The sequence below is a fragment of the Enterococcus sp. DIV0970a genome, from assembly GCF_051711265.1.
Taxonomy (GTDB): Bacteria; Bacillota; Bacilli; order Lactobacillales; family Enterococcaceae; genus Enterococcus_D; species Enterococcus_D casseliflavus.
The window spans coordinates 2,956,468-2,975,942 of the sequence record NZ_JBIOMF010000001.1 but is presented as its reverse complement, the minus strand read 5'-3'; the positions used below and the strand labels follow the sequence as shown (position 1 = coordinate 2,975,942).

Annotated in this window: 15 protein-coding genes; 13 read left to right on the top strand and 2 right to left on the bottom strand. The window is 43.4% G+C overall.

Features of this window, described 5'->3' with window-relative positions; genetic code table 11:
• Entirely contained in the window at positions 1 to 939 is a 939-nt protein-coding gene (locus tag IGK14_RS14350) for an ABC transporter ATP-binding protein (RefSeq protein WP_005227998.1), read from the top strand.
• A 30-nt stretch (positions 940 to 969) separates the two neighbouring features.
• Positions 970 to 1,968 carry an RNA-guided endonuclease TnpB family protein gene (locus IGK14_RS14345; protein ID WP_010749109.1) on the top strand — a complete coding sequence of 333 codons (999 nt, stop codon included), beginning with the start codon at positions 970 to 972 and terminating at the stop codon, positions 1,966 to 1,968.
• Positions 1,969 to 2,113: 145 nt separating this feature from the next.
• Here IGK14_RS14345 and IGK14_RS14340 read toward each other — a convergent pair whose 3' ends face one another.
• Both IGK14_RS14340 and IGK14_RS14335 read right to left on the bottom strand, forming a co-directional pair.
• Positions 2,114 to 2,944 carry an NUDIX domain-containing protein gene (locus IGK14_RS14340; RefSeq protein WP_005228002.1) on the bottom strand — a complete coding sequence of 277 codons (831 nt, stop codon included), beginning with the start codon at positions 2,942 to 2,944 and terminating at the stop codon, positions 2,114 to 2,116.
• A 50-nt stretch (positions 2,945 to 2,994) separates the two neighbouring features.
• Positions 2,995 to 3,270 (bottom strand): hypothetical protein, encoded by a 276-nt coding sequence (locus IGK14_RS14335; RefSeq protein ID WP_010749110.1) that lies wholly within the window; start codon positions 3,268 to 3,270, stop codon positions 2,995 to 2,997.
• 205 nt (positions 3,271 to 3,475) lie between these two features.
• Between IGK14_RS14335 and IGK14_RS14330 the strand changes: the two genes are divergently transcribed.
• The 11 genes from IGK14_RS14330 (at position 3,476) to IGK14_RS14280 (ending at position 19,382) form a co-directional block, all read left to right on the top strand.
• Entirely contained in the window at positions 3,476 to 3,964 is a 489-nt protein-coding gene (locus IGK14_RS14330; protein ID WP_010749111.1) for an immunoglobulin-like domain-containing protein, read from the top strand.
• 328 nt (positions 3,965 to 4,292) lie between these two features.
• Positions 4,293 to 6,299 (top strand): methionine--tRNA ligase, encoded by a 2,007-nt coding sequence (gene metG / locus IGK14_RS14325; protein ID WP_005228005.1) that lies wholly within the window; start codon positions 4,293 to 4,295, stop codon positions 6,297 to 6,299.
• A 262-nt stretch (positions 6,300 to 6,561) separates the two neighbouring features.
• The gene (locus IGK14_RS14320) at positions 6,562 to 9,240 is read left to right on the top strand and encodes a cation-translocating P-type ATPase (RefSeq protein ID WP_005228006.1); all 2,679 of its coding nucleotides are present in this window, start codon (positions 6,562 to 6,564) and stop codon (positions 9,238 to 9,240) included.
• 171 nt (positions 9,241 to 9,411) lie between these two features.
• Positions 9,412 to 9,840, top strand: coding sequence for a hypothetical protein (locus tag IGK14_RS14315; protein WP_005228008.1), 429 nt, complete (start codon positions 9,412 to 9,414; stop codon positions 9,838 to 9,840).
• A 495-nt stretch (positions 9,841 to 10,335) separates the two neighbouring features.
• Complete coding sequence (gene abc-f, locus IGK14_RS14310) at positions 10,336 to 11,829, top strand: ribosomal protection-like ABC-F family protein (protein WP_010749112.1); 1,494 nt, start codon at positions 10,336 to 10,338, stop codon at positions 11,827 to 11,829.
• A 475-nt stretch (positions 11,830 to 12,304) separates the two neighbouring features.
• The gene (locus tag IGK14_RS14305) at positions 12,305 to 13,378 is read left to right on the top strand and encodes an ABC transporter ATP-binding protein (protein ID WP_005228012.1); all 1,074 of its coding nucleotides are present in this window, start codon (positions 12,305 to 12,307) and stop codon (positions 13,376 to 13,378) included.
• Positions 13,378 to 14,259, top strand: a complete 882-nt coding sequence (locus IGK14_RS14300; RefSeq protein WP_005228014.1) for a carbohydrate ABC transporter permease — start codon at positions 13,378 to 13,380, stop codon at positions 14,257 to 14,259. Before IGK14_RS14305 ends, IGK14_RS14300 begins: the two co-directional genes overlap by 1 nt.
• Before the next feature lie 4 nt (positions 14,260 to 14,263).
• Entirely contained in the window at positions 14,264 to 15,082 is an 819-nt protein-coding gene (locus IGK14_RS14295; protein WP_005228015.1) for a carbohydrate ABC transporter permease, read from the top strand.
• Complete coding sequence (locus tag IGK14_RS14290; RefSeq protein ID WP_010749113.1) at positions 15,066 to 16,358, top strand: MBL fold metallo-hydrolase; 1,293 nt, start codon at positions 15,066 to 15,068, stop codon at positions 16,356 to 16,358. Before IGK14_RS14295 ends, IGK14_RS14290 begins: the two co-directional genes overlap by 17 nt.
• Before the next feature lie 16 nt (positions 16,359 to 16,374).
• The gene (locus IGK14_RS14285; protein WP_010749114.1) at positions 16,375 to 17,658 is read left to right on the top strand and encodes an ABC transporter substrate-binding protein; all 1,284 of its coding nucleotides are present in this window, start codon (positions 16,375 to 16,377) and stop codon (positions 17,656 to 17,658) included.
• A gap of 176 nt (positions 17,659 to 17,834) precedes the next feature.
• The gene (locus IGK14_RS14280) at positions 17,835 to 19,382 is read left to right on the top strand and encodes a bifunctional metallophosphatase/5'-nucleotidase (protein WP_010749115.1); all 1,548 of its coding nucleotides are present in this window, start codon (positions 17,835 to 17,837) and stop codon (positions 19,380 to 19,382) included.
• Positions 19,383 to 19,475: the final 93 nt, after the last annotated feature.

Here is a 19,475-nt window from a genome sequence, read left to right as displayed (position 1 = left end):
TTGGAAAAAGTTTTACTTGAAGTAAAGAATCTCAAACAATATTTTAACGTTGGCCGCAAAGACGAAGTCAAAGCCGTCGATGATATCTCCTTCCAAATCTATGAAGGAGAAACCTTTGGTCTAGTCGGTGAATCTGGAAGCGGAAAATCGACGACTGGACGGACGGTGATTCGCTTGAATAACCCTACCGGAGGCGAAGTTCTTTTTGATGGACAAGATGTTATGAAAATCAAAGGCAAGAAACCGCTGGCTGATTTTCGCCGGGAAGTTCAAATGGTCTTCCAAGATCCTTATGCTTCCTTGAATCCACGGATGAAAGTTCGGGACATTATTGCCGAAGGGATCGATATCAACGGATTAGCCAAAAATGAAAAAGAACGCAATGATCGGGTGGATGAACTTTTGCGAACGGTCGGACTAAACCCAAGTCACGGGACCCGTTATCCCCATGAATTTTCAGGTGGACAACGTCAGCGGATCGGGATCGCCCGCGCGTTAGCTGTCGATCCAAAATTCATCATCTGTGATGAACCGATCTCGGCATTGGATGTTTCGATCCAAGCCCAAGTCGTCAACTTGCTGCAAGATTTGCAAGAAGAACATAAATTGACGTACTTGTTTATCGCCCATGATTTATCGATGGTCAAACACATCAGCGATCGGATCGGCGTGATGCACAACGGCAAACTGCTAGAAGTAGGCACCAGCGATGAAATCTATCATTACGGGGTCCATCCGTATACTGAAAGTCTTTTATCAGCGATTCCGCTGCCAGATCCTGACCATGAGCGTCAACGCAAGCGGATCAAATACGTCAGCGAACCAAACGATAACCAAGAACGAGCAATGGAAGAGATCGCACCAGGACATTTCGTTTATGCCACGAAAAAAGAAGCCAAGATCTATCAAGAAAAGTTAGCACAAAAAAAGGGGAACTAGCGTCAAAGGTATAGGGAGTGTTAGGAGGAGATGAAACTGGGTGTTTTAAAAGCATACAAATTTCGGATCTATCCTAATGGACAGCAAAAACAGTTTTTCATCGAAACCTTCGGCTGTGTACGTTTTACGTACAATCAACTGCTGGAGGCAAAGATGGAGGAGCTGGCCAACAATGAAGCAAAGCAAGGGTTGACGCCAGCCAAACTAAAAAAGGAGTATCCTTTTTTGAAGGAGACCGATAGTTTGGCATTGGCGAATGCACAACGGAATCTGGACCGAGCGTTTCGAAATTACTTTCAAAAGCGGGCTGGCTTTCCAAAAATGAAAACCAAAAAAAGTATCTGGCAATCGTATACCACCAATAATCAGCAGCACACCATTTATTTTGAAGACGATCAAATCAAGCTGCCAAAGCTTAAAACATTGGTTCCCGTAAAAAAGCATCGGGCGATCAAAGGCAAGATCAAATCGGCAACGATCTCAGCAAAAAACAACGAAGAGTTTTACATCTCGATCCTTTGTTTGGAAGAGATCCCGCCATTGCCGAAGCAGCAAGCCTCTGTCGCTGTTGTTTATGATCCGCAGCAGTTGGTCAAAGCCAACCAGCCGATACCCATAACCTGTGAGCATGCCATCCAAACGAAGCAAAAGCTGACGCGAGCAGAACGCAAACTTCAGGTGAAAGCGACGGCGGTCAAACGGAAGAAAATCCTTTTGACCCAGGCGCGAAATTATCAGAAGCTAAAAGGAAAGGTCGCTCGCCTTTATCGTTTTCACTGCTGTCAAAAGCGGGAATTCATCGATCAAGTCAGCTACCATCTCGTAAAACAGTACGATACGATCTATTTGGAACAAATCGCAGAAGATACGGTTTTAAAAGCTGGTCATTACAGCATCAGTGATTGGCATCAATTCGTTCGCAAAATCCAGTACAAAGCGCAGTGGTACGGCAAAGAACTGCGGTTTGTCACGTTGGATACGCAGGACCAACAGAAGCTAGAACGGCTCTCAGGCGAAATGAGCAGCTGAGCCGCTTGAACTGGAAGGAACGCCAGGGATCGCCTAGGGTATAGAAAAAATCTTTCTGATTTTTGTTTCTAGGAACCACGTTCACTAATTATGATTAACCAGCAACCCCCTGCCAAACTACGGTCTGACAGGGGGTTGTATTTTTTTACATTTTGTCACCTAAAAATGCGTCATTTAAGCGATAGATCTTTGAGGGACGCCCGATGCCGACGGGCTTTTCGCCAACTTCCGTAAAATATTGGAGCATGGATTTTTTGAAGTTGGAATGATCGATCATTTTAAAATCGATCCCTAAAAACTTGGCGAATACTTTACGGGCTTCCGTGATCGTAAAGTCTTTGCCTAACACGAGCAGCACTTGTGGCTCGTGTTCCATCTTGTTGGCAACCCGTTTGAAAGCTTTGAGGATGATCGCGCTGTGGTCAAAAGCCAACGTATCTTTTCCAACAGAGGCGCCAGTCACTAGGTCAAGAATGATCTCGATCTCGCCGCTGGTCAAATAAATTTGATTGGCTTTTCTTTCTAAAGAGAACCAGCGTACTTGGTTCGCATCGTCACCGGCACTTAAGGGTTCTTCACCGATAAAAGCCAAATAGCTGACGGTTATCACCCAACCGCGAGGATCGCGATCTGGGGTGCTGAAGGTATGCAGCTGTTCGATGTTTTGCTTGGAGATGGTGACCCCGATCTCTTCTTGCGTCTCACGGATCACACTTTGCCCCGTCGATTCATTGGGATTGACGAAGCCTCCCGGCAATGCCCAAGAATTACGGAAAGGGTGGCCTTTTCTTTGGATCAGCGCAATTTTTAATTGTTCTTCTTCTTTGTTGTAACACATCAAAACCATATCGACGGTTACGGAAGGTTTCTCGTATTTCGGCTGATCTTGCGCCTGATACCATGTAAGAAACTCTGCTTCTGACGCTTCTTTTTCATAGTAGTGTTTTTCAGCTGATTTTGAGGTAAATTCTTTCATTGGTTTCTCCTGCCTTAGATAAAGTAAGTAGCTGAACGCGACGGTTTTCCTTAACGGAAAAAATAAGGAACGATCAAATTAAGGAAAAATAATGCGAGATAAAGCCAAGAAGATGGCGGGTGTTCTTTGAGTGCTGAATAGCCCCAAAGAGCGATCCAGAGCAAAAAAAGCACACGGAGGACTGCCACCGCTGTTGCAAAGAGCGCAGCATAATCATGGCTATTGAAGTACGCAAACAAAAAGGGGTAACTTGTGGTTGAAAAAAGCAAGTGTCCCACAGAAAGCACAGTTAAAAGCAAAAAATGCTGTTTGTTTTTTCGAGTCATAGCGTTCCTTTCTATAAGTGAAGTCTTCCTCATTATAGCAAAAGAAGCACCTGTTAATCAAAGACCGTCTGCAAGAAGCTTTTTCAGATCCTTTTTCTCAAAAAAAGCAATAAATGACTAGAAATGCTGCTGAAAAGGCACGAAATAGGTATACTAGAGGAAAGAAGGCGAGCCGCAGAGAATTCTTTCGAGAGGGGGAAAAGAGGTGAAGACGATCAAGTTTCTCGTTTTTCTATTACTGTTGTTGATCATTAGTGGCTGTACCGGTTTCCGTCAGCTGCAAGAGCAGCCGACGGATTTGATGGTTGGGCAAAGTGTCAATCGAAGCCCTGCCGATACGTTTATGGGGCCCCCATCCCCTCAACAAGCAACCCTTCGTCTGGAAGTGGAAACCAGCACAGCAACATCCGGACGCTTCAAACTGTACAATCATTCCGATCAGAGGGTGATCTACGACAACTATTTTGCAGTGGATGTTTTCGAGGGGGATGAATGGCGGGAGCTCCTTTTTAAAGAAGACGTGGTTTTTCAAGACATCGGTCATTATGCCTCTGCCCACAGTCAAACAACTTTACTAATCAATTGGTCGAAGTATTTTGGCACCTTGCCGAAAGGAACCTATCGCTTGATCAAAGAAGTGACGATTGAAGAAGAGGGACCACAAACGCTGATGGTAGAATCTATGATCGAATAAGCGCTAGTTGCCGCTTGTAAGACACAAAACGATCAGAAAAAAGAAGCAACTCCCTCACTAGCACCCTTTCTATCTAAGCAAGATTCTTCCCCTAGAACATTGAAGTGAACGGCTATCTGCGCTATGATAACTAGTAGAAAAGAAATGCTCAAATCTGCTGGTTTATTTGCTGCGTGTTAAGGACCAAAACGATTCCTTTGTTCCTTGTAGACCATGGAAAAAGGTCTTAGGTTATCCGCTTTTTTGATTAAAATTATAGCATTTTTGGGTTGCGAACTGTATACTACCTAAGTATACACTTTACTAGTGAAAAGGAGGACTTGCGTCCATGGCTGAAAAAGAAACATTCTATATTACGACGCCAATTTATTATCCAAGCGGCAAGCTGCATATCGGGAATTCTTACACGACGATCGCTTGTGATGCGGTAGCACGATACAAACGATTGATGGGCTTTGATGTCTTTTATTTGACGGGTGTCGATGAGCACGGTCAAAAAATCGAGAAAAAAGCAGAAGAACTTGGCGTAGATCCGCAAGAATACGTCGACAAAATGGCAGCTGACGTCAAGAAACTATGGAACACACTAGACATCAGTTACGATAAATTTATCCGCACAACGGATGATTACCATAAAAAAGCCGTTCAAAAAATCTTCCAGCAATTGCTTGATCAAGGAGATATCTATCTTGGTGAATATGAAGGGTGGTATTCCGTTTCTGATGAAGAATACTTTACTGAAACGCAATTAGCAGAAGTTTACCGAGATGAAGAAGGCAAAGTCATCGGCGGTAAAGCACCAAGCGGTCATGAGGTAGAATTGGTGAAGGAATCTTCTTATTTCTTCCGCATGAGCAAATATGCCGATCGTTTGGTTGAATACTATGATGAGCACCCAGAGTTCATTCAACCAGAATCACGTAAAAATGAAATGCTGAATAATTTCATCAAACCTGGCTTAGAAGACCTGGCTGTTTCCAGAACGACCTTTAAATGGGGTATCCCAGTCACTGCTAGTCCTGAACACGTGGTGTATGTGTGGATCGATGCGTTATCCAACTATATTACGGCATTAGGCTATGGCTCAGACGACGATTCCTTGTTCCAAAAATACTGGCCAGCTGACGTGCATATGGTTGGGAAAGAAATCGTGCGTTTCCATACGATCTATTGGCCAATCATGCTGATGGCATTAGACTTGCCATTACCGAAAAAAATCTTTGGCCATGGCTGGTTGATGATGAAAGACGGCAAGATGTCGAAATCTAAAGGCAATGTCGTTTATCCAGAAATGTTAGTGGAGCGCTACAGCTTAGATGCGTTGCGTTATTACCTCTTACGAGCGGTTCCTTTTGGCAGCGATGGTGTGTTTACACCAGAAGATTTCGTTTCTCGTTTGAACTACGATCTAGCCAATGATTTAGGAAACCTGTTGAATCGGACGATCGCTATGATCAATAAATATTGTGATGGCTTAGTGCCAGATTATGCCTCAAAAGTGACGCCTTTTGATAGCGAGCTGTCAACGACTGCTGCCAATGTTGTTGGTCGTTACCATGAAGCCATGGATAAAATGGAATTCAGTACGGCATTGTCAGAAGTATGGACGTTGATCTCCCGTGCCAACAAATACATTGACGAAACTCAACCATGGGTGTTAGCCAAAGAAGAAGAAAAGCGCGCGGAATTAAACAGTGTAATGGTTCATTTAGCGGAAAGCTTACGCATCGTTGCGATCTTATTGCAACCGGTGATGACAGAAACACCAGCCAATATTTTCCAACAATTAGGATTGGCTTCTGTTGCCATGGATCTGAAAGATTTACGCTTTGGTGAATTTCCAAGCGGCACGAAAGTCGTTGCCAAAGGCACACCGATTTTCCCTCGTTTGGAACTTGAAACAGAAGTAGCCTACATCCAAAAGAAAATGGCTGAAGGGACGCAAAGTCCAGAAGAAACAGTCAAATGGAATCCAGAAGAAACCACATTGCAATCCGAAAAAGCCGAGATCAAATACGAAGACTTCGACAAGATCGAATTAAAAGTGGCAGAAGTCGTTGACTGTCAAAAAGTCAAAGGCGCCGACAAGTTGCTGCAATTCCGCTTAGCTGCGGGAGATGATCAAGATCGTCAAATTTTATCGGGGATCGCTGAATTTTATCCAGAACCGCAAGATTTGATCGGTAAAAAAGTCGTGATCGTTGCTAACTTGAAACCGCGGAAAATGCGGGGACAAGTCAGCCAAGGAATGATCCTTTCAGCAGAAGACAATGACGGTCGTCTGCAAATCGTGGAAGCACCAAAAGGCATGCCAAACGGCTCGATCATCGCCTGATTCTTAGGAGAAATCCTTCTGCTAGTTTCAGCAAAATTAAAATTGCCAGACCTGAAAAGTTTTTGTATAATGTAGGTTATTGACATGAACATGAGGGAGTAATTGGCGGATTTTATCTGCGGCAGTATCACCATCCTGAAAGAAATTTCTGGTGCTGTCTTAAACAGTGAGACTTATGTATGCTTAGACAGTGCATACATAAGTCTATTTTTTTTCATATCATGTACAATAAAGGAAGAGTAAATATAAAAGGAGGAGAAACATGTCAGAAGAAAACAAAAAGGAACAGCTATCGCAGGCGTTTTATGCGCAAGAAGCGCAGCATGTTCTGGAAGAAATGCAAACAGATGCCAATGGATTAACGAACGATGAAGCACAAAAACGCTTATCTGAGTACGGTCCCAACGAATTAGAAGAAGGCAAAAAGAAATCGATGGTACAAAAATTCTTTGAACAATTCAAAGATTTGATGATCATTGTTTTGCTAGCGGCGGCGATTATCTCAGCAGTCGTTTCCCATGAAGTCGTGGACTCAATTATTATTTTAGCAGTTGTCATTATCAACGCGATCATGGGTGTCGTTCAAGAGGCGAAGGCGGAGCAAGCAATCGAAGCACTAAGAGAAATGTCTACACCAAATGCCAATGTGTTGCGTAATGGTCATACCGTCACCATCAAGAGCGATGAATTGGTGCCGGGGGATATTGTCCTATTAGAAGCTGGCGATGTCGTACCGGCAGATTTACGCCTTTTAGAAGCAAGTTCTTTAAAAATTGAAGAAGCTGCTTTGACCGGTGAGTCCGTACCAGTCGAAAAAGAATTGACCGTCATCGAAGGGACGGATGTCGGGATCGGCGATCGCGTCAATATGGCATATTCAAACAGTAATGTGACCTATGGCCGCGGCAAAGGGGTCGTGGTCAATACAGGGATGGGAACTGAAGTTGGGAAAATCGCTGGCATGCTGGCTAGCGCCCAAGAAACCGAAACACCGTTGAAGCGTAACTTAAATGAACTAGGAAAATTCCTGACGATCGCCATCATTATCATTGCAGTGATCATGTTCTTTGTTGGAACGATCTTTAACAATACGTCATGGGTCGACATGCTATTGACGTCGATCTCATTAGCAGTAGCGGCGATCCCAGAAGGGCTGCCAGCGATCGTAACGATCATCTTAGCCTTAGGTACGCAAGTAATGGCGAAACGAAATGCAGTGATCCGTAAATTGCCAGCGGTTGAAACCCTTGGGGCAACCGATATTATCGCTTCTGATAAAACTGGTACGTTGACGTTGAATCAAATGACCGTGGAAAAATTGTATGTCAATGACAAGCAACATGCTGCTTCAGAAGATATTCCGTTAGATAACATGGCATTAAAAGTCATGAACTTTGCCAATGATACAAAATTTGGTGAAGAAGGCAACTTGATCGGTGATCCGACCGAGACCGCATTGGTGCAATTCGGGATGGATCAAGGATTCCATGTGCGTGATCTTGTCAATCAAGAACCACGGGTAGCAGATCTGCCATTTGATTCTGACCGAAAACTTATGAGTACGATCCACCAACAAGAAGACGGTCGCTATTTAGTTGCTGTCAAAGGCGCACCAGATGTCTTGCTAGGCAGAACCTCAAAAGTATTATTGGACGGCCAAGAGCTGCCGATGACCAATGAAGAAAAAGAAAAAATCTTATTCAACAATACCGATATGGCAAAACAAGCACTGCGGGTATTGGGGATGGCCTACAAATATGTAGACCAAGTACCAGAAAACTTAGAATCAGAAATCGTCGAAAATGATTTGGTCTTTGCTGGCTTAGTCGGAATGATCGACCCAGAACGGGCAGAAGCAGCCGATGCGGTACGTTTAGCCAAAGAAGCTGGGATTCGTCCAATCATGATCACCGGAGACCACCGCGATACAGCTGAAGCCATTGCGGGACGTTTAGGGATCATCAAACCGGGCGATGATGATGCCGTCTTGACTGGCGCTGAACTCAATAAAATGAGCGAAGAAGAGTTTGCCCAAAAGGTAGCGAACTACTCAGTCTATGCACGGGTATCACCTGAACATAAAGTTCGGATCGTCAAAGCTTGGCAACAAGAAGGCAAAGTCGTTGCCATGACTGGTGACGGGGTCAACGATGCACCGTCACTGAAGCAAGCCGATATTGGTGTCGGCATGGGGATCACAGGTACCGAAGTTTCTAAAGGTGCTTCCGATATGGTCCTAGCAGATGACAACTTCGCTACGATCGTCGTAGCAGTGGAAGAAGGACGAAAAGTCTTCTCCAATATTCAAAAAGCGATTCAATACTTGCTAGCCGCTAACCTAGGGGAAGTTTTGACCTTGTTCTTAGCAACCTTGTGGGGTTGGGACTCGCTATTGCCGATCCACTTGCTTTGGATCAACCTAGTAACGGATACATTCCCAGCAATTGCTTTAGGAATGGAGCCTGCTGAAAAAGATCTAATGAAACATGCACCGCGGGGACGCAGTTCCAACTTCTTCTCTGGTGGTGTGATGAGCAGTATCATCTACCAAGGGATCTTAGAAGCGGCAACCGTGCTGTTCGTTTATTGGTCAGCGATCCAATGGCCCGTTCACAATACGTACGATGCGATCCATGCCGATGCCTTAACGATGGCCTTTGCCACGTTAGGATTGATGCAGTTGTTCCATGCCTTCAACGTCAAATCGATCCATCAGTCGCTCTTTAAAGTAGGGGCATTTAGAAACAAAGCCTTCAACTGGGCGATCCTGTTGTCCTTTGCGTTGATGCTGGTGATCTTCATCGTGCCAGGATTAAATGATATCTTCCGTGTTGCACACCTTGACTTGTATCAATGGGGCATCGTTTTAGGGGCCTCCTTTGCGATCATTCCAGTCGTTGAGATCGTCAAAGCGATCCAACGAGCAATGGGACGCAAATAAGCCAAAAATAAACGGAAAAACAATCAATGGTCTGCTGTCCTTCTCTCTGGGCAGCAGGCCTTTTTTTGCTGGCTTATTTTCGATAAACCCTGCGGCTGTTACTTGACCTTTTCATTTGCAGTAAGAAACGGTAAAATAGGAGATAATAACAAAGAAAGTAGGGGACCCACTGTGCGACCAAACTTAGGTTTTTATGTACAAACAATCAACGATCTTGTCAAAGAAACAGAAGCGATCGGGGAGAAAATGAATCCCAATTATGAAGAGATCCGCAAAGCGATCGACGAGAAGAAAGAAGCCGAGGTAACACCTGAGCGGCTAGCTGAGATTACCAGAATTTTTAAAGAAGGCACGGACAAATACCGCTTGATGCTGGAAAAAATCAGCAAATTACGTCCCCCAGCGAATGTGATGGGGATCCATAAAAAATTCGAGCGGGCGTATATGAAATATGTTGCTGGCTGTGATGAGATGATTTTGAGTCTCGATAACAAAATCGACCAAGAAGCCTTTGATGCGGCAGAAGCCAAGCAAGATGAAGCAACCGACGAAATTTCTTTTGCCATTCAACGGATGACGGCTTTATTGTTAAAAAAATGATAAACATTCAAGTTAAACAAGAGTTATTTAATTTAACTGTTATGTTTTTCACATGTAAAGTTTTTTTATCGGAGGTATAATGAATTCACAACCAACAACCTTTTTATTTTTCATTTTACTCCTTTTGCCATCAGGACTAACCAACCTGATGGTTTTTTTGTGTTTCAAGTGTTTTTTAATGAAACGTTTCCAGCAATAACGGGTTTAGTTTGTGAATAAAATATAAAGGAAAAGCAGCAGGGGGTACTGAACTTGCGCTTTTTTGCCGATCAATGCTATACTTAGGGCACTATTAAACGAAATGAGGGATCCTCCATTGAAAAATTAACCAATTTGTTGAAAGCTGCATGAAACTGTTCCTCCAAGGGGATAGTCTGCAGATTTTCAGGATTGGTTGACTTTTTCGATGGGGGATCTTTTTGTGTACCTCTAAAAACTGATTCTGAAAATAGCTTTAGGTCTACTCTATTCCGTGAATAGAGACGAGGTATATTTATGTCGAATATCAGTATTAATCATTTAACTTTTGGCTTTGACAGCCAGGAACGGTTGCTTTTTGAGGATGCCAACTTGAACCTTGATACACAATGGAAATTAGGGTTGATTGGTAGAAATGGTCGCGGCAAAACGACCTTGCTGCGTCTGCTGCTCAATGAATTGCCTTATAGCGGCTCGATCACCCATGAGCAGCAATTCGTTTATTTTCCCTTACCTGTCGCTGACGATAAGCAACTGACGCTTTTTGTTTTACAGGAATCTGGCGAATTTGAGCAGTGGCGTTTGGAACGGGAATTGAACCTGCTGCAGCTTGATCCAGAAGTTCTTTGGCGGCCCTTTGCCACTTTATCTGGCGGCGAGCAAACGAAAGTCCTGTTGGCGCGGTTGTTCGTTGATGAAGAGAATTTTCCTTTGATCGATGAACCAACCAACCATTTGGATGTGACCGCTCGCGAACATGTTGCCCGCTATTTGCAGCAAAAAACCGGGTTTATCGTTGTGAGCCATGATCGACAGTTTGTCGATGAAGTCGTCGATCATGTATTGGCGATCGAAAAAAGCCGCTTGGTGCTGTACAAAGGGAATTATTCAGTCTATGAGCTGCAAAAGCAGCAAAAAGATGCGTATGAGCAAGAACAAAACAGCAAGTTGAAAAAAGAAATCGGTCGTTTGAAGCAGACGGCAGCCGAGAAAGCGGAGTGGTCCCGAGGACGCGAACGGGACAAATTAGGGTCGCCGACCAAAAAAGGCAGCGGGGCAATCTATGATACGGGGGCGATCGGTGCCCGAGCGGCACGGACCATGAAGCGCTCGAAAGCGATCGTTAAACGGATGGAAGATCAAATTCAAGACAAGTCTGCGTTTTTAAAAGACATTGAGTGGATTGATCCTCTGAAAATGACTCCGCTTGTTAGCCATCATGATGTGTTGCTGGAAGCAGAGCATTTTCAGCTTGGCTATGAGCAGCCTTTGTTTAAACCGCTGACGTTTGCGATCCGTCAAAAAGAGCGCTTGGGGATTCAAGGGGCCAACGGATCTGGCAAGTCCAGTTTGATTGCGAGTATTTTAGGTACTTTCGATGGACAGCAGACTGGGACGATCAAAACAGCCCATGGGATCACCATCAGTTATGTCCGACAAAACTACGAGGACAACTGTGGGATGCTGACAGAATTTGCCCAAGAGCATGGCTTGAATTATCAAGATCTGCTAAATAACTTAAAAAAGCTTGGCTTGGAAAGAGCTGTCTTTCAAACGCCGATCCAGCAAATGAGCATGGGGCAGCGTAAACGCGTGGAACTAGCCAAATCATTAGCGACACCAGCAGAATTGTTTATCTGGGATGAACCGCTAAATTATTTGGACGTCTTCAATCAGAAGCAATTAGAGGAAGTGATCCATTTGGTGGAGCCTTCTATGCTAATCATTGAACACGACCGTTATTTTCTTGAGCAAGTTTCAACGAAATTGCTGACGCTGACGGGTGACTGAGGCGAAGGATAGAATGAAAAAGGATGATTGTTTTTTAAATAATCATCCTTTTTTTTGTTATTTTAAAAGAAGAAATACTGATGGTCTTAGTAAACAATTACTAAACGTGCTTTTGGACAAAAAGTCGCGTAAAAATAGTGTTAACATCAATGGATACTAAAGGATTGATAATTTTTACCCGTTTTTCATGAAAATTTTCTAAAAACGTTAAAATGTTCGTGTTTACTGGCTAGAAACTGCGTTGTTTGGCTCATTGTTTTCTCATTAAAAGGTAAATTAATTAAAAATTCTTTCATAATTCCCAATGATTTTTACAAAACATTTACAATAATGGTATCGAATAAAAACATTCGTTTGTTATGATTAAAATCGAATTTCTTTGAGCGTTTGACCGAAACATCAAGAGTTCGTTTTTTTTGTGACTTGAAATGCCAGTCAACTATTCGGAGGAAAAAGAGAAAATGGAGGGGCAGTTTTGATAGAAGTAGTCGGGTTGAAGAAGGTTTTCGATAATAAGTTTGAAGCCTTGAAAGCAGTAGATTTTACAATAGAAAAAGGCGATTTGGTTTGTTTGTTGGGACCAAGTGGTTGTGGGAAATCGACGATATTGAATTTGATCGCGGGGTTGTTGAGTCCCACCGATGGTGATATCCGCTTTAATGGTTCTTCCGTTGTTAAGACCGAGCCAAAAGACCGCAATATCGGGTTTGTTTTTCAGAATTATGCCCTTTATCCCCATATGACTGTTTTAGAAAATGTCATGTTTCCACTGACAGTCGGAGAGAAAAAGATCAAGAAAAACGAAGCACAGAAAATTGCTGAAAAGTTCATGAAACTGACCAATATTGAAGAGTTAAGTCAGAAAAAACCAGGAACCCTTTCTGGGGGACAGCAGCAACGGGTAGCGATCACGCGTGCCTTGGTGCAAAGTCCAGAAGTCTTACTACTGGATGAACCATTAAGTAACTTAGATGCCCGTTTGCGCTTGAAGATCCGTGAAGAGATCCGTCGGTTAGTCAAAGAAGTGGGCATCACCACGATCTTCGTGACCCATGACCAAGAAGAAGCTCTTTCTATCAGTGATAAGATCATCTTGATGAACGAGGGGATCATTCAACAAAATGATGATCCGCAAAATCTTTACTTAGAACCAAACAATCTTTTTGTAGCGAAATTCATCGGTAATCCAATCATCAACATCTTGCCAGTAGAAGTCAAAGATGGCCAAATGATCCATCCTGCCTTCACTGTACCAGTTGACCGTTTTACTGACCTTCGCTTCAAGAAACCATTAACAGACGGCCAATACACGTTAGGCATTCGTCCAGAAGATGTGCTGACCACCTTGCAAGCAGGTTTGTTCCAAACGGAAGTCAAGAGTGTGGAGCTGATCGGACGAGAACGAATCTTGAACTTTGATCTGGCTGACAAACATATGAAATCGATCGTTAGTATTGAAGAAATCATTGAAGAAGGCGCGCAAGTGTCATTTGATTTTCATTACAAAAAAGCCTTTATCTTTGATGAAAAAGGAGAGCGGGTCTACTAATGTTCAAAAAAAATTATAACCCTGAGAACCAACCGAAAGCATGGCTGTTTTTACTGCCTTCATTGGTCATTATTTTCTTATTCAGTGTATATCCGCTGTTTCGTTCCTTCATCATGAGTTTCCAAAAAGGAACCTTGATTAACCAACAGTATGCTGGGCTTGAGAACTATCAAAGGGTTTTAACGGACCCAGTCTTCTTTCGAGCACTGCAAAATACGGCGCTCTTTGCTTTTGCGGTCGTACCGATCGCGTTGATCCTTTCTTTAGCGATTGCGTGGATCATTTTTGAAAAAGTCAAATACAAAAGTTTTTTTGAAACGATCTTTTTTATGCCTTATGTCACGAGTACGATTGCCATCGGGATCGTGTTTCGCTACTTTTTCAATGGCTCTTACGGGATCATCAACTATTTGTTGAGTCTTGTCGGCATTCCACCAGTCAACTGGCTGGATAATGTCAATATGAGTATGACGACCTTGATCATCTTTGGCGTTTGGACGAGCCTCGCCTTCAACATTATTATCTTGTTGGCAGGAATGCGCAACATCGACAAAGAACACTACAAAATCGCAAAAATGTTTGGCGCCACCGATGGCGAGATTTTTCGGAAAATCACCTTTCCGCAGTTGATCCCGACTTTTGCCTTCTTGTTAACGGTCAATCTGATCAGTGCCTTTAAAGTCTATACTCAAGTATATGCCTTGTTTGGCGGACAGCCAGGGATCGCCCGCAGTGCAACCACGGCAGTCTTTTATATTTATGACAAATTCCATATCGCCGGACGTCCGGGGATTGCAATGGCGGCAACCGTGATCTTGTTCATCATTATTTTGCTCGTCACCTTTATCCAAAATAAACTTTTGAAGAAAGTGGGCGAATAAACGAATGAAAAAAATTGTCACGATTGTTTCGATGCTGTTTTTAGCAATTTTAGCAGTGATCACGCTGTTTCCCTTTGTCTATATGATTTTAGCTGGTCTAATGACCTACAGTGAAGCAACCAGTATTCCACCGACGATCATGCCAGAGTCTTTCCAGTGGAGCAACTACGGGGAAGTTTTTACCCGAGCACCGTTTTTACGCTACTTCTTTAATACGGTCTTCGTTTCCGCGGTGACGACTATCGCGACGCTGATCACTGCGATTCTAGCTGCCTTTGCATTGACTAGTCTTGAATTCAAATACAAACGGTTAGTTATCGGATTGATGATCTCGTTATTGATGGTTCCTTATGAATCGATCATTTTCACCAATTACAATACGATTGCGCGAATGGGCTTATTGAATACGTATAGTGCGTTGATCATTCCCTTTCTGACCAGTATTTTTTACATCTATTATTTAAACGGTTATTTACAAAGTATTTCTAATACCTTTTATAAGGCAGCCAAAATTGACGGTGCCAGCGACCTAGCTTATATCCGCCGAATTTTGATCCCCATGTCTAAACCAGCCTTGGTGACAGTCGGGATTCTGACGTTCATCTCTAGCTGGAATTCTTTCTTATGGCCGTTGTTAGTGACGAATGAGAAAAAATACCGTCTCTTAAATAATGGATTGGCTGCCTTTACCACAGAAAGCGGCAGCGATGTTCATTTACAGATGGCGGCAGCGACCTTGACCGTCATTCCAATTCTGATCATTTACTTGATCTTTAGAAAAGAAATTATCAAAGGAGTGGCTAAAGATGGCATCAAAGGATAAAACGACGATTACCTTTCATAGCGGGATCTTAACGATTGGAGGGACCGTCATCGAAGTTGCGTACAAAGATGCCCATATCTTTTTTGACTTCGGTTCGGAGTATCATCCAGAAACACCCTTACCAGATGAAGAATTACAAACGTTAGTTGCGCATCGCTGGATACCAGAACTGAAAAATGTCTACGATCCACGCTTAGATTACACGTACCAAGGAAGCGAAACGAAAGAATACCAAGAAACAGCAGTTTTTCTTTCCCACGCCCATCTGGATCATTCCAAGATGATCAACTTTTTAGACCCAAATATTCCTATGTACACCTTGAAGGAAACCAAAGCGATCCTCGAAGTGTTGAATCAAAAAGGGGACTTCTTGCTGCCCGTTCCTCATGAAGAAAAAAGCTTTGTCCGTGAATTGATCGGCTTAGAACCTCATGATGTGATTCGGGTCGGGGAAATCGAAGTCGAGATCATTCCAGTTGATCATGATGCGTACGGTGCGGCAGCTTTGTTGATTCGCACGCCAGATCATTTTATCGCTTATACCGGTGATTTGCGTTTGCATGGCTATCATCCAGAGCGTACCAAAGAATTCTGTCAGTTAGCCAAACACACGGATTTATTGATGATGGAAGGGGTCAGCATCAGCTTTCCAGAAAGAGAACCGGACCCCAAAGTGATCACAGTGGAAAGTGAAACAGAATTGATCGAGACCTTCGTGCGTTTGGTCAAAGAAAATCCCCAACGACAAATTACCTTCAATGGCTATCCAGCCAATGTCGAGCGCTTTATGGCGCTTGTTGAAGCCGCGCCGCGGACGGTTGTTTTAGAGGCGACGCAAGCTGCTTTGTTGAAAGAAATTTTCAATAAAGATGTACCGTTCTATACGATCGATGATCAAGTACCAGCGACTCTCGATCCAGCCTTCGCCATTTCTTATCAGGCATTATGTGCCGACACGAGCCAGTACCTTTGGCAAGCAGTCGCGCATTTTGAAAACTTGCAGACGGGTGGTTTGTATATTCACAGTGATGCGCAGCCGTTAGGCGATTTTGATCCAGCTTATCAAGTCTTTTTGGATCAATTGGCAGCACTGGAGATCGAATTTGTCCGTTTGCCAAACTCGGGACATGCGAAACCAGCTGATTTAGATCAGATCATTGCATGGATCGAGCCCCAACGATTGGTTCCAATCCATACGCTGAAACCAGAAAATCTGGTGAATCCGTATGGTGAAAGAATATTGCCGCAACGCGGTGAAAAAATTATTTTAGAGTGATAGAGGAGAGGAAAAAATGAAAACAAAGAAACTTGCATTTGCAGCAGCTGCAGCCGCGACATTGGTATTAGGGGCTTGTGGAAACAACAACGATTCATCTGGTTCTACGGAAAGTGATGAAATCGTTACAGAACTAAGCGAAGATACGACTGTCACCTTTTGGCATGCAATGAATGGTGCGCAAGAAGAATCATTGACGAAATTGACCGAGCAATTCATGGACGAAAATCCAAACATCAAGATCGAATTGCAGAACCAATCAAGCTATCCTGATTTGCAAGCAAAGGTGAATTCAACCTTGCCTTCACCAAAAGATCTGCCAACTATCACCCAAGCATATCCTGGTTGGTTATGGAATGCTGCCCAAGATGACATGCTAGTTGACCTTGGCGAATACATCAACGATGATACTATCGGTTGGGGTGACCAAGAAGAGATCCGCAGTGCCCTTTTAGATGGTGCACAAATCGACGGCGTGCAATACGGGATTCCTTTCAACAAATCTACAGAAATGCTGTTTTACAATGCAGACATGTTAGACGAGTATGGTATTGACGTACCAACAAACCTGGAAGAATTAAAAGAAGCTTCTCAAGAAATCTACGAAAAATCAAACGGTGAAGTCGTAGGTGCTGGTTTTGACTCATTAAACAACTACTATGCCATCGCAATGAAAAATCAAGGCGTTGATTTTGACAAAGACTTGCAACTAGACAGCGATGAATCAAAAGATGTCATCAACTACTACCTAGATGGTGTCAAAGACGGCTACTTCCGAATCGCTGGTTCTGACAAATACTTGTCTGGTCCATTTGCCAACGAGCAAATCGCAATGTATGTCGGCTCAATCGCAGGGGAAGGCTTTGTTAAAAAAGATACCGAAGGCAAATTTGAATATGACGTAGCAGCTCGTCCAGAACCAATCAACTTGCAACAAGGAACTGACTTGTATATGTTCAACAGCGCAACACCAGAGCAACGCACTGCTGCTTTTGAATACATGAAATACTTAACTTTGCCAGAAGCGCAAAAAACATGGGCGATCGATACCGGCTACATGCCAGTTGTTGAATCTGTTTTGGAAAGCGATGAATACAAAAACAATCCTGAAACAAAAGTCGCTGCCAAATTAGAAGATGCAACCAAAGAATTGTTCTCGATCCCAGTGATTGAAAATGCTGATCCTGCTTACAATGAAATGCGTTCAATCATGGAAAACATTTTGTCTAATACAGATCAAGATGTCGATCAATTGATTGAAAACGCAAAACCACAATTAGAAGATGCTTGGAACCAATAATTCTGAATTTCTTCGTCAAACTAGGGTATAATCAGGGAAACACCTGAGAATGAAAGACAAAAGGGTTTGTGCCATAAGATTTGAAGACACAAGAAAGCAGAAAATGCTGGCTTTCGAGGGTTTTCGACTTATGCGCATGCCCTTTTGGTCTATTGAGGGGAAAAGGAGTCTTTTGAATGAAAATCACGTTTTTAGAAACGAGCGATATGCATGGCTATGTTTATCCAACCAATTTTGCCGATGACACGGAACAAGGATTCGGCGTGGCAAAAGTTGCTACCAAAATGAAAGAGCTACGTCAAGCAGCCACCGGACCGGTCGTAACGATCGAAAATGGCGACTTTATCCAAGGCTCGCCCTTAAGCTATTACATCGCCAAAAGTCAGCACTCCGTTGCCGCATTGACCGCTGTCGTCAACCACCTAGACGTTGATGTCCATGTCTTAGGCAATCATGAGTTCAACTACGGTCTGCCTTATTTGCAAGAAGCGATCGCCAGCTACCAAACACCAGTACTCGCAGCGAATATTTTAAATGAAGCGGGAGAACCATTCTTTGGCCAAGCTTACACCATCATTGAAAAAGAAGGGGTAAAGATCGCGATCTTAGGAATGGTGACGCCATATATTCCTCATTGGGAACAGCCTGCGACGATTCGCGGGATGCAGTTTGTCAGCATCGTTGAGACAGCGAAAAACTATGTGCCTTACTTAAGAGAAAAAGCCGATATCGTTGTCGTCAGTTACCATGGCGGTTTCGAGCGTGATTTAGTCACTGGAGAACCGACCGAATTATTGACTGGTGAAAATGAGGGCTATCAATTATTGCAGGAAGTCTCAGGAATCGATGCGTTCTTCACAGGACACCAGCACCGTGAGATCGCCACAAAAATCAATGGTGTCCCCGTTGTACAGCCCGGTTATCGTGGAAGCTTTATCGGCGCCATCGAATTGACGGTTGAAAAAAATCAGACAGGGGTTCATGTCACAAACAGTACGGCTGCGTTGATCCCTGTTGCAGATGCTGTCCCAGATCAAGAGACGTTGGCTTTGTTAGCACCCATCGAAGAAGAATTACAAACCTGGCTAGATCAGCCGTTAGGCAAAGTCAGTGGGGATATGCGAATCACCGATCCGATGGGGGCACGCTTGAAAGAGCACCCTTATATTGAATTTATCAATCGTGTTCAGATGGCTGCCAGCGGCGCCAAAATTTCTGGTACTGCTCTTTTCAACAATGAGGGCAAAGGCTTTGGCGCAACCATCACGATGCGAGATGTGATCACTAATTATATTTACCCAAATACGTTAGCTGTAGTCAAAATAACAGGTGCCGAATTAAAAGCCGCTTTAGAACAAACGGCGGATTATTTAGCCGTTGTTGACGGTCAGATCATCTTCAATCCTGCTTTTATTGAGCCAAAGCCGCAATATTATAACTACGATATGTATGAAGGCATCGAGTATACGATCGATCTTAGTCAACCCGTCGGTCAGCGAATCACCCGCTTGGACTTTGAAGAAAAAGCCATTGCGATGGATCAAGAATTAGAGATCGTCATTAACCAATACCGTGCAGTAGGTGGCGGCAACTACGCCATGTTTTCTGCCGAAAAAATCGTTCGTGAGATTCAAGTCGATATGACGGAACTGATTGCTGACTATTTAAAACAGCATCCTCAAATCGAAGCTACGACGAATCAAAACTTTCTAGTGACGTTATAACAGTAAAACGGGGGCGTGACATAAGTTAACTAGTTACGCTCTCCAAAATATAAGGAGCACTCGAAAATCATGTGATTTTTCGAGTGCTCCTTG